The 12,439-nt window shown below is 44.8% G+C and carries 11 protein-coding genes; 5 read left to right on the top strand and 6 right to left on the bottom strand.

Features of this window, described 5'->3' with window-relative positions:
• Positions 1-190: hypothetical protein (locus tag ICN36_RS07845; protein ID WP_216227841.1), on the top strand; the 190-nt coding region annotated here is incomplete at its 5' end.
• A gap of 265 nt (positions 191-455) precedes the next feature.
• On the opposite strand, the gene ICN36_RS07840 is transcribed toward ICN36_RS07845, so the two are convergent.
• The 6 genes from ICN36_RS07840 to cobA form a co-directional block, all read right to left on the bottom strand.
• Positions 456-881, bottom strand: a complete 426-nt coding sequence (locus tag ICN36_RS07840) for a PAS domain S-box protein (protein WP_216227840.1) — start codon at positions 879-881, stop codon at positions 456-458.
• An 87-nt stretch (positions 882-968) separates the two neighbouring features.
• Complete coding sequence (cynS, locus tag ICN36_RS07835; RefSeq protein WP_011902835.1) at positions 969-1,412, bottom strand: cyanase; 444 nt, start codon at positions 1,410-1,412, stop codon at positions 969-971.
• Between the two features lie 30 nt (positions 1,413-1,442).
• Positions 1,443-2,306 (bottom strand): ABC transporter ATP-binding protein, encoded by an 864-nt coding sequence (locus ICN36_RS07830; RefSeq protein WP_215345032.1) that lies wholly within the window; start codon positions 2,304-2,306, stop codon positions 1,443-1,445.
• Entirely contained in the window at positions 2,296-3,156 is an 861-nt protein-coding gene (gene ntrB / locus ICN36_RS07825; RefSeq protein WP_216227839.1) for a nitrate ABC transporter permease, read from the bottom strand. Before ntrB ends, ICN36_RS07830 begins: the two co-directional genes overlap by 11 nt.
• 15 nt (positions 3,157-3,171) lie before the next feature.
• The gene (locus ICN36_RS07820; protein WP_215311195.1) at positions 3,172-4,545 is read right to left on the bottom strand and encodes a CmpA/NrtA family ABC transporter substrate-binding protein; all 1,374 of its coding nucleotides are present in this window, start codon (positions 4,543-4,545) and stop codon (positions 3,172-3,174) included.
• A 20-nt stretch (positions 4,546-4,565) separates the two neighbouring features.
• Complete coding sequence (gene cobA / locus ICN36_RS07815; protein ID WP_072582323.1) at positions 4,566-5,369, bottom strand: uroporphyrinogen-III C-methyltransferase; 804 nt, start codon at positions 5,367-5,369, stop codon at positions 4,566-4,568.
• Positions 5,370-5,520: 151 nt separating this feature from the next.
• Between cobA and ICN36_RS07810 the strand changes: the two genes are divergently transcribed.
• Genes ICN36_RS07810 through ICN36_RS07795 form a run of 4 tightly spaced genes read left to right on the top strand, consistent with a single transcriptional unit; the run spans position 5,521 to position 12,439 of the window.
• The gene (locus ICN36_RS07810) at positions 5,521-6,816 is read left to right on the top strand and encodes a CmpA/NrtA family ABC transporter substrate-binding protein (RefSeq protein ID WP_216862066.1); all 1,296 of its coding nucleotides are present in this window, start codon (positions 5,521-5,523) and stop codon (positions 6,814-6,816) included.
• On the top strand, positions 6,813-9,263 hold the full coding sequence (gene nirB, locus ICN36_RS07805) for a nitrite reductase large subunit NirB (protein ID WP_216227838.1): 2,451 nt from the start codon (positions 6,813-6,815) through the stop codon (positions 9,261-9,263). The genes ICN36_RS07810 and nirB overlap by 4 nt, the downstream gene beginning before the upstream one ends.
• Positions 9,256-9,606, top strand: a complete 351-nt coding sequence (gene nirD, locus ICN36_RS07800) for a nitrite reductase small subunit NirD (RefSeq protein WP_011902842.1) — start codon at positions 9,256-9,258, stop codon at positions 9,604-9,606. The genes nirB and nirD overlap by 8 nt, the downstream gene beginning before the upstream one ends.
• Entirely contained in the window at positions 9,599-12,439 is a 2,841-nt protein-coding gene (locus ICN36_RS07795) for a nitrate reductase (RefSeq protein WP_216227837.1), read from the top strand. The genes nirD and ICN36_RS07795 overlap by 8 nt, the downstream gene beginning before the upstream one ends.

Here is a 12,439-nt window from a genome sequence, read left to right as displayed (position 1 = left end):
GCTTTGCCTTTGGCTTCCTTCAGACTTGCAGTCACCCACAAAGCCCTTGCCATTAGCTAACACTTCCCCTTACCGGGTGTGTAGAGGACTTTCACCTCCAAGTAAGTGCACCCTGCCGGGCGCACCAAAAGAAAAAGCCACCCCGCAGGATGGCTTTGGTAACACTTTTGGTAACAAGGTTGTTGTATAGCCGCCAACCCTTGTAATATCTAATGACTTGGCGGAGACGAGATCTAGATTTTGACCCTATTATAAAGTCTACCAATGTCCATTAAACCCCTTGCCCATATGGCTTAGAAGGTAAACTCTACTCCCGAGTAATCCATTCAAACTTACTAAAATCCATGTTTCACTGGTAAGCGGGATGGTAAGCAAATTATGGGCATAAGTAATAGCGAAGGAGAAACAAAAGGGCTAAAACCAAGCAAATTTATAGCAATCTTAGTGTTGGAGCTTTACTCGCTACTCTCATATGCTGCCAGTTTGGCCTTCAAATTACGCTCTTCTTGAAAACGTTCAGTTTCATCGCGGACAATCGCAGCTATGGCAATAGGTTGTTTACTATCATCGAAAAGCATGCTTACTGAAAAAGCAATGGAGATAGACCGTCCATCCTTATGCATCGCAGGAACTCTTAACAAAGTATTTCCATACTTTGTTACACCAGTCTGAATGGTATGAAAATACCCTTTAGAGTGCCGCTCTCTAAAACGCTCAGGCGTAATGATGCTGAGTGTTTTTCCCAGGGCCTCGTCTGAGCTATAACCAAATATACGCTCAGCAGACGGATTCCAAAAGAGAATATTTTCGTCCCGATCAGAAATGATCACGGCCTCCCCAATATGACTGACTAGCGCCTTAAAATCTATGATGTCTGACATATTTAATCTCTATTTTAAACAAGTTGCCGCTAAGAATACTCCAATAAAAAAACCACCCGAAGGTGGTTCTCAGGGGCGCTTCTATTTTTAGTAAGTCTTGTAGGAAAGGTACTTACCTGACAGCACTACTTGAACACGATCACCCTTTGGATCAGGCTCGCGCTGGATATCCATTGAGAAATCGATTGCACTCATAATGCCATCGCCAAACTCTTCATGGATTAACTCTTTAATAGTAGTGCCATAAACACTCACAATCTCATACCAACGATAGATCAATGGGTCTGTTGGAACGGCGGTTGGCAGAGATCCTTTATAAGGAACAATTTGCAACCAAGCCATCTCTTCATCAGTCAAATCAAATAACTTACCAGCGGCTTCAGCCTGCACCTTAGTAAAGGTCATTTGACCTAAACAGCCTGCAGTAACCCACTCCTTTGATTCTCCTATTGCTTTTGCAATATCACTCCACTTCATGCCATTGCGAACTTTGGCTTCGATAATTTTTTGTGTAACTACTGAACGATCCATCTTTTTCTCCTAGTTTTAAGTTTTAGTTTATTAAGCAACAACCGCATCAACACCTGGAAGCACTATTACAGGCTTGTAACCATCCAACTCACCCTTAGCTCCTTTTACCTGCAGATCCTTTGATCGATTGACCAGAAAATCTACTAAATGGTTTCGCATTGGGTAATACATAGCATCATGATGTAAATTGGCCCGCTTTCTTCCTTTGGGCAAAGTGTTGACAACGATTTCAGCGATACGTGCATTAGGGCCGTTGCTCATCAGCATAATTTTGTCAGAAAGCAAGATTGCCTCATCAACATCGTGGGTGATCATAAATACAGTTTGATTTGTTTCTTTGCAAATTTTGAGTAGCTCATCCTGAATAACCCCACGAGTTAACGCATCCAAGGCTCCGAATGGTTCATCAAGTAGTAGCATTTTTGGCTCAATTGCAAAGGCTCTTGCAATACCAACCCTTTGCTTCATACCGCCAGATAATTCAGATGGTTTTTTATTTTCAGCATTTACCAAGCCGACCATTGCTAGATACTTTTTGGAATGCTCAGTAATCTGCTCTTTTGACCAATCGGGATACTTTGACTTCACTGCAAAAGCCACATTCTGCAGTACTGTCATCCACGGCATTAATGCATGCCCTTGGAATACAACTCCACGCTCTAAACCAGGGCCCTGAATACGCTTACCAAGCATGATGGCATCGCCGCCAGTTGCTTCTTCAAGACCAGCAAGCACATTCAAAATAGTAGTTTTGCCACATCCGGAATGGCCGATGATACAAACAAACTCTCCTTTTTCGATTTCAAAATCTATTCCTTCAAATACTGGAGGTGCGTCAGCTTTATACGACTTGCTGAGGTTTGAAACTTTGAGGAATGTATTTTCAATCTGCATACGAAACCGCCTTTTGTAACTTGCCAAATGCTGTATCTAGCAACATTCCAACAATACCAATTAAAAGAATTGCAAAAATAACACTGGAGAGCGATAGGTTATTCCACTCATTCCATAAGAAGTAACCAATTCCGGTACCACCAACAAGCATCTCAGCAGCAACGATCACTAACCAGGCAATACCCATGGATATGCGCATACCAGTCAAAATGGTTGGTGCAGCAGCAGGAAGAATGACTAAGAATGCCTTACGTAAAGGAGAGACTTCCAATGTCTTGGCAACGTTTAATAATTCTTTACGTACATTAGCAACTCCAAATGCTGTGTTGAGGAGCATTGGCCATACGGAACAAATAAAGATCACAAAGATTCCAGAAATAGCAGAGTCTTTGATGGTGTAGAGCGCGATAGGCATCCAAGCCAATGGCGAAATCGGCTTCAGAATTTGAATGAATGGATTAAATGCCTCGTAAGCCAATGGTGACATGCCGATCCAGAATCCAAACGGAATAGCTACTATCATCGCCAATAAGAATCCTAAGGCAACACGCGCCAAAGAATAGGCCAGTTGAATACCAATTCCCTTATCGTTCGGACCATTGTCATAAAAAGGGTGTGACAACTGCTTATAGATAGTCTCCCCCATCTGCGTTAAGGTTGGAAACCCAGTTTTTTGAACAGGCTCACTACCGCCCTGACCCATGAGGCTGCTGTACTCACTAGAGCCAGTTGATACCCCAGGCGGCGGTGTAACTTTTTGTGTTGTAGCAATATGCCAGATAAATAAGCACATGAGTAAAATCACAACCGATAGAATTGCGCCTTTAACCTTAATTGATACTGTTTTCATTCATTTACCTTACGTTCATGCTTTATTAGTTTGAAAAGATTTCAAATAGGCTGCTGGCTGACTAGGGTCAAACTCTTTACCCATAATCTTGTCTTTTTTGTATCCCACTTTAGCTAATGGTGGAACTGCAATGCCAGTCTCACCCATATACTTTTTAGCGTCGGTCAACAAGAATACTTTTTCAGAGATGTCCTTGTAATTCACATCGCCTTTGACATAGCCCCAGCGCTGCATTTGGGTCAACATCCAGGTTGCCATGGAGTACCAAGGAATTGGGTTGAAGTCGATGCGATCTGGTACGTTTTGCACATTGCCTAGACCATCTGCAAACTTACCAGTGAGAACCTGCATTACAACTGTCTCGGGCTGGTTAAGGTAATTTGGCGTAGAAATTACTTTAGCAATTAAAGGTCTATTCGCAGGATCACGCGCCATCGTCGAAGCATTTAAGACTGCACGATAGAGGGCTGCAAAGGTGTTTGGATTCTTACGGATAAATTCTTCTGAGGTTCCAAAAGCACAGCAAGGGTGACCATCCCAAATCTGCTTAGTCAGGATGTGTATAAATCCGACCTCGTCATACACTGCGCGCTGGTTAAATGGATCAGGCCCTAAAAAACCATCAATATTGCCAGCACGTAAGTTAGCCACCATCTCTGGTGGAGGTGTAACGCGAATCTGAATGTCTTTATCTGGATCTAAGCCAGCTTGAGCTACGTAATAACGCAGCAAGAAGTTATGCATTGAGTATTCAAATGGAACAGCAAACTTCATGCCTTTCCAGTTTTTCGGATCACGATTATCTTTATGCTTGTTAGCTAACGTAATAGCCTGACCATTCACGTTCTGAATTGTGGCCACACGCATCTGAGAAGGATCAGAACCCAAGCCCATTGACATTGAGATCGGCATTGGTGATAAAAAGTGTGAGGCATCATGCTCTTTATTGAGCATCTTGTCACGAATTAAAGCCCAACCTGCGGTCTTATTAAGCGTAACGTTCAGGCCTTGTTTTTTATAAAAACCTAGTGGGTCAGCCATGATGAGTGGAGTCGCACAAGTAATTGCGATAAAGCCAATTTTTAGGTCTGGTTTTTCTAATGGCGCTTTTTCTTGTGCCATTGCCTGCAAGGACCCTACTGGCAAGAAGCCTGAGAGAGCGCTCATTGCTCCGCCTACTCCAACAGCCTTTAAAAACGCGCGTCTACGATCTTCTTGAGGAAAAAGAGCCTTAACTAAGCTGGCCTCAACAAAATCTGCGCTTTGCTGCTCGGCATGCATCATTGCTGAAAGCGAGTTTGCATGATCTAACTCAGATGCATGCTGTCCACAGCTACAGCGGTTGCTAAACAGAGGTCTATCTGGATCAAATGGACGATATGAATTCATTTATAGCTCCTAGTAAGTAATTAAGATGCCGCTTGAAATACGTTGAAATGATTTTGTGACTCGATTAATGGGATAAGCGTATGCAGTTTTTTTCTATAAACCTCTCCGACCATCACCACAACAGGTTGCTTATCTAAAAAGTGATGATGAACATCACCAAAGCGCAGTTCATCTAATGTGCAGGCGAAACTGCGTTGCGTTGGCAGGCTGACCGATTCCATCAAGCAAACAGGTGTATCTACGGTGTAGCCCTGAGCAATCAATGTTGTCGCAACCTCAGATAGCTGATCACGCGCCATATAGTAAATAGCGGTTTTATGATCTTCATGTGCGCAACGGCCAGGAAGAGTAGTCAGCGTCAGGGTTCTACTTAACTCTCTCGTAGTTGGAGGCTGCTTTAATTCTGCCGAGGCCGCTAAGGCAGTAGTGATGCCTGGAACAATCTCATAGCGCACGTTTGCTTTCTCAAGAGCGTCAATTTCTTCCTGCGCACGACCAAAGATCATCGGATCCCCGCCTTTTAGGCGCACAACTACTGAGTACTTGCCTGCAGCATCCACCAATTGCTTGTTAATGAAGTGCTGAGAGCTTGAATGCGATCCGCATCTTTTCCCTACCTGCACCATCCTAGTGCCAGGACACCACTCCAACATAGAAATATCAATGAGTGCGTCATAAAAAACAATGTCTGCCTGAGCCAAAATTCTTGAACCCCGAACAGTTATGAGATCAGAGGCTCCAGGCCCAGCACCAATGAGGTAGACGCCAGGTAACGCCCCATTAAATTTGGGTGCTTTGGCTGTTCTTGGTGCAATTTGTTCCATGCATCATTTGTAACAGTCGGCAATAGCCCTAAATTCTCTACGTGAACCAAAAATGCTCATGCTTTGATTTGGTGCACCAATACTGAGCCACCACTCTAATGTCGGGACTTACTACTTCTTTATCGTTAGTTATCGACTAAAGGAGCTCAGCATGAAAGAGAAAACAAGCATTAGCGGTTTATTACCAGAAGCTACTACCCCCACTGTTGCTGATGCGAATCCTACGCGTCGCAAACTTATCCAAAGTATTGGCTCTGCAAGCATTCTGTCCTTAATAGATCCAATGGTTAAAGCGGGTGCATGGGCAGCAGGCTCCGATGCCCCTGAGAAAACGGATGTAAAGGTCAGTTTCATTGCCCTTACAGACTGCTCTTCTGTTGTCATGGCCAACCATCTTGGTCTAGATAAGAAATATGGTGTCAAGATCATCCCCACCAAAGAAGCATCATGGGCTGCAATCCGTGACAAGCTAGTGAATGGTGAAAATGATATGTCGCACATTCTGTATGGCTTGATGTACGGACTGCAAATGGGTATCGGTGGACAACAAAAAGATATGTCACTCCTGATGTCCTTAAACAATAACGGCCAAGCAATTACTTTATCTAAAGCGCTTTACCAAAAGGGCGTTACTGATGGGGCAAGCCTTAAAGCTGTCATGGATAAAGAAAAGCGTGACTACACTTTTGCGCAAACTTTCCCAACTGGTACACACGCTATGTGGCTCTACTACTGGTTAGCGAACTATGGCATTAATCCATTTAAAGACGCGAAAATTATCACTGTTCCGCCCCCACAAATGGTGGCGAATATGCGTAGCGGAAATATGGATGGCTATTGTGTAGGTGAGCCCTGGAATGCCCGTGCAATCATCGACGGCATTGGCTTTACAGCCATTACTACACAAGCTATTTGGCAAGATCATCCAGAGAAGGCGCTGGGTACAACTTCTGACTTTGCAAAGAAGTATCCCAATATTTGTCGCGCAGTGACAGCTGCAATCTTGGAGGCGGGAAAATATATTGATGCATCAACCTCTAACAAACATGCAACTGCAGAAGTCGTGTCTGCACCTTCGTTTGTCAATACCGATGTCAGCGTGATTCAAGACCGCATGATGGGTCGCTACAACAACGGTATCGGCAAGACATGGGATGACCCGCATGCGATGAAGTTTTATAACGACGGTTTAGCGACTTTCCCATACCTGTCTGATGGCATGTGGTTTATGACCCAACATAAGCGCTGGGGATTACTCAAAGAACACCCAGATTACTTGGCAGTTGCGAAGAAGGTTAACAATATCGCTATCTACAAAGATGCGGCTACGGCCTCCAAAACCCCATTACCAAAAAGTGATATGCGCTCCAGCAAATTATTTGATGGTGTTGTGTGGAATGGCTCCAACCCTGCTGCTTATGCAGATAGCTTCAAGATCAAAGCATGAATAAACAAAAACTCGTCATGATTGGCAATGGGATGGCCGGCGTTCGGACCATCGAGGAACTATTAAAGCTCGACCCAGAGCTTTATGACATCACTATCTTTGGTGCTGAGCCCCATCCCAACTACAACCGTATTTTGCTGTCCCCGGTATTAGCAGGCGAACAGACTCTTGAGCAAATTGTTCTAAATGACCTTGATTGGTACAAGAGCAATGGTATCCATCTTCATCTTGGAAAAACCATAACTAAGATTGATCGCAAAGAGCGCACTGTTATTGCTGATGATGGCACTGTTGAAAGCTACGATCGCTTATTGCTGGCTACCGGCTCTTTGCCATTCATCTTGCCCGTTCCAGGAAATGATTTACCTGGCGTGATTGCGTATCGTGATATTAAAGATACCAATGAGATGATTGATGTGGCGACGCGTTACAAAAATGCGGTTGTCATTGGCGGCGGTCTGCTTGGTCTAGAAGCTGCAAATGGTCTAGCTCTCAGGGGTATGAGTGTGACCGTGGTCCATCTTGCCGAATGGTTGATGGAAAGACAGCTAGATAAAACAGCGGCTGATTTACTACAAAAATCCTTGGAAGAAAAAGGTCTTAAGTTTTTACTGAAAACTTCTACTGAGGCAATTACCCCTAATACTGCTGGCGATCGTGTCGGCCATATCCGCTTTAAAGGTGGATTAGAAATACCAGCTGACTTAGTTGTTATGGCGGCAGGTATTAAGCCCAATACAGCGTTAGCCGAATCTGCAGGTTTACATTGCCAAAGAGGTATCGTTGTTAATGACACTCTACAAACGTTTGATCCAAGAGTCTATGCAGTTGGTGAGTGCGCAAGCCATCGAGGAACTGCCTATGGTTTAGTTGCGCCTTTATTTGAGCAGGCTAAGGTTTGTGCAAATCACCTTGCCGAACACGGCATCGGTCGCTATGAGGGCTCCGTAACATCAACAAAACTGAAAGTAACAGGTGTTGATCTCTTCTCCGCTGGAAACTTTATGGGAGGCGAAGGTACTGAAGAAATTACTCTAGCCGATCCTATTGGTGGCGTGTATAAAAAATTAGTTCTTAAAGATGATCGTTTAATTGGTGCCTGCATGTTTGGCGATACAGCAGATAGCACTTGGTATTTCAAGCTCATGCGTGACGAACAAAGCATTGCAGAAATTCGTGACACATTGATGTTTGGTGAATCCAATATTGGCGATGTTGGCCATCAAGGCCACAATAAAGCTGCCGGAATGACTGATGCAGATGAAATCTGCGGATGCAATGGGGTTACCAAAGGCACCATTGTCAAGGCTATTCGGGAACAGGGTCTATTCACACTAGATGAAGTGAAGAAATGCACTAAAGCCAGCAGCTCCTGTGGCTCATGTACAGGCCTAGTTGAGCAAGTGCTGATGAATGTTCTTGGCACAGATTATTCAGCAACCCCCAGAAAGAAATCGATTTGCGGATGCTCCGATCTTTCTCATGATGAAATTCGTCAAGCCATACGCTCCGGCCACTTAATTTCTCAAGAGCAAGTTCGCGCCGAGCTTAATTGGAGAACACCTAACGGTTGTGCGACTTGTCGCCCTGCCTTAAATTATTATTTGATCTCCACATGGCCACATGAAGCAAAAGATGATCCACAATCCCGCTTCATTAATGAACGTGCTCATGCCAATATTCAGAAAGATGGCACCTACTCAGTTATTCCGCGGATGTTTGGTGGTCTAACTACTCCTTCTGAACTACGCAGAATTGCTGACGTTGCTGAGAAATACCAAGTGCCCACAGTCAAGGTAACTGGCGGCCAACGAATTGACTTACTTGGCATCAAGAAGGATGATCTTCCAGCGGTTTGGAAAGAATTGGATATGCCATCAGGTCATGCCTATGGCAAATCAATTCGCACAGTGAAAACTTGTGTTGGTGATGAGCATTGTCGTTTTGGCACCCAGTCCTCCATGAAAATGGGCGTAGATCTAGAGAGAATGCTCTTCGGTATGTACGCACCTCACAAAGTAAAGCTTGCAGTGTCTGGCTGCCCACGAAACTGCGCAGAAGCTGGCATCAAAGATGTTGGCATTATTGGTGTTGAATCTGGCTGGGAACTTTATATTGGTGGTAACGGCGGCATTAAAACAGAAGTGGCGGAATTTCTCTGTAAAGTTAAAACTGATGAGGAAGTTCGTGAATATTCTGGTGCCTTCTTACAGCTGTACCGCGAAGAAGCTTGGTATTTGGATCGAACTGTCCATTACTTGGCAAGAGTTGGCATGGAATACATTAAGCAAAAGGTGGTCGACGATGCTGAAAGTCGTAAAGCTCTCCATGAAAGACTGCTGTTTGATCTAAAGGATGCTCCAGATCCTTGGAAGGACTTTGAACGCGCTGGTGTAGATGTTCGTCAATTTAAAACCATTCCTATTGTCGAGGCTGGAAATGTCTAATACCGCCCAACTTGATCAGTGGCAAAAAATCACAACGGTTGATGAGATTCCTGTTCTGGGATCTCGGGTTATTGAAGCGCCAGCTGGTCAAATAGCTATTTTCAGAAATTCAGAAGACGAAGTATTTGCCGTATTGGATAAGTGCCCGCATAAAGGTGGCCCCCTTTCTCAGGGCATTGTCCATGGAAAATCCGTAACCTGTCCACTGCATTCCTGGAATATAGATCTCTCCACCGGCTGTGCCGTTGCCCCAGATGAAGGCTGTGCTAAATCCTTTGCAGTCAAAGTAGAGTCTGGTGTGGTTTGGCTAAGCCGCGAGGAATTGCAAGCTACTCATGGCTGAAGTTAAGAGCACCTGTTGCTATTGCGGTGTTGGCTGTGGCGTCATTATTGAAACCGCAGGAAGTAACGGAAAGATCGAGGTAACCGGGGTTCGCGGCGACCCCGATCATCCTGCAAACTTTGGCAGACTCTGCAGTAAAGGCTCCACCCTTCATCTCACTGCAAACCCAAGCCTTCAGATACAGGCTCGGCTGGGTTCACCAGCCATCCGCAAAACAAGGGGTGAAGAGCCGGTAGATATTTCTTGGCCCGAGGTAATTCAAACTGTTGCCCAAAAATTTGCCGACATCATTCAAGAGCATGGTTCAGAATCTGTTGGCATTTATGTGTCTGGTCAATTACTGACCGAAGACTATTACATCTTCAATAAGTTAATGAAGGGCTTGATTGGCTCTAACAATATTGATACCAACTCACGCCTATGTATGTCTAGTGCGGTAGCTGGCTACAAGCAAACCTTGGGGATGGATGCCCCACCCTGTTGCTATGAAGATATTGATTCTGCATCCACTATTTTTATTACGGGATCAAATACCGCTTTTGCTCATCCGATTTTGTATAGACGTCTTGAGGATGCCCGTAAAAATAATCCGGATCTCAAAGTTATTGTTGTTGACCCCAGAAAAACCGATACCGCCAAAGAAGCTGATCTCTACCTACAGATACAACCTGGTACTGATGTTGCTCTCTATCACGGGATGCTTTACATCATGCTCTGGGAGAAATGGATTGATGAGTCTTATATCAACTCATATACGGCGGATTTTGATGCGCTACGTGATTTGGTTAGAGATTTCACGCCTAAGGCAGTAAGTCAGATCTGCGGTATTAATGAAAAAGACTTGTTCCAAGCGGCGCAATGGTTTGCTACTTCACCTGCAACCCTATCGATGTACTGCCAGGGATTAAATCAATCAGCATCAGGTACAGCCAAGAATGCTGCCTTAGTTAACTTACATTTAGCCACCGGTCAAATAGGGAAAGCTGGTGCTGGTCCATTCTCTTTGACTGGACAACCCAATGCCATGGGTGGTCGGGAGGTTGGAGGTTTAGCCAATCTACTATCCGCACACCGTGATCTTGCCAACCCAGAACATCGTGCAGAAGTTGCAAACCTGTGGGGGGTGGATTCAGTTCCCGAAAAGCCAGGTCTTAGTGCCATTCCCATGTTTGAGGCATTGCGTACTGAAAAACTAAAAGCCATATGGATCGTCTGTACAAACCCAGCACAATCGATGCCCGATCTCAATGCAGTTCACGAGGGATTAAGCAAAGCAGAATTTGTTGTAGTGCAGGAAGCTTATGCGCACACAGCCACCACCCTATATGCAGATGTGTTGTTGCCCGCCACTACCTGGGCAGAAAAAGTGGGGACAGTTACAAATTCAGAGCGAAGAATTTCCAAAGTAAATCCCGCAATTGATCCTTATGCGTCTGCTAAACATGATTGGCAGATCGCTCTTGAAATTGGAATAGCTCTTGAAGCGCTATTACCAGGCAATAGAAAAGAAGGGACATCCACTCTATTTCCTTACGCCGGACCTGAGGATATTTGGGATGAGCATCGTGAGAGTACAGCCGGTCGCGATCTCGATATTACTGGTTTAAGCTACAAAATCCTTGAGGAACGCGGACCACAGCAATGGCCTATGCCCAAAGGAGATTTCTTTGGCAAAAAACGTCTTTATGAAAATGGCGTTTTTCCTACCAAAGATAAAAAAGCTCACTTTATTGCTGCACCCTATAAAGCAACCGCAGAATCTGTAGATGCTCGCTACCCATTTGCCTTAAATACTGGGCGCCTCAGAGATCAATGGCATGGGATGAGTAGAACGGGAACCATTGGAACACTTTATGGACATGCACCAGAGCCTTGTGTGGAGATGTCACCCAAAGATGCTGGCAGGATGAATTTAGAAAATGGTGATTTAGTTCATGTCACCAGTCGCAGAGGTAGTGAGATCTTCCCAATCAAAGTCTCAGACGATATCGCCTCCTCGCAAGCCTTTATTGCCATGCACTGGGGTTCTGAATTTATTTCAGGCGCTGCTGGTAAAACACCGGGCCGCGGAGTCAACGGCCTTACTTGCAACATGATCGACCCTGTATCCGGTCAGCCCGAACTGAAACATTCAGCCGTCAAGATTTTGCCAGCAAACCTTCCCTGGCATTTAGTGGCTTTCGGCTTATTTTCCAAAGAAGAAGTATTTTTTGTTCAAAATAGTTTGCGCAGCATCTTGCCTCATTTCGATTCCGCCCAATGCGTTCTATTTGGTAGAGAGCAGGATGGTGACCTCATTGGGATTTCATTCAAGGCCGCCCACCACGATGACCCGCTAGAAGAATCAGACTCTCTTGCCGCGCAAGCTTTAAAGCAAATAATACGTAAATTTAAGTTGGATGAGGAATCTGGAGAGCCCGTGATGCGCTATATCGATAAGCGCAGAGGCGTAGTACGACTTGTTCGCGCTCAAGAGAAGGTTCTATCTGCAATGCTGACTGGCTCCATTGAAAGCCTAGCAAGTACTACCTGGTTAAGAGAGTACCTAGAAAGCGGCTTAGATGCAAAAACCCTTGGTCGGTCTTTGTTGATGCCTGTTAGCAAACCCCCTATAGAAATTAAACCCAAAGGTAAGGCAATTTGTAATTGCTTTAATGTATCTGCAGACACAATGAAGCAATGCTTAAGCAAGATGCCAGCAGGAACCTCCCCCGAAGACGCCATGACCTCTCTTCAATCTGAAACGCAATGTGGAACCAATTGCGGTTCCTGCAAACCCGAAGTCAAGCAAATTATTGTCAGCTTTCTCAAGAAAGTGGAAGTAGCGGCATAA

Origin of the sequence: Polynucleobacter sp. UK-Gri1-W3 (genome assembly GCF_018881595.1) — a bacterium.
Taxonomy (GTDB): Bacteria; Pseudomonadota; Gammaproteobacteria; order Burkholderiales; family Burkholderiaceae; genus Polynucleobacter.
Note: the sequence above shows the minus strand (reverse complement) of the source record. Positions and strands in the feature narration are given on the sequence as shown.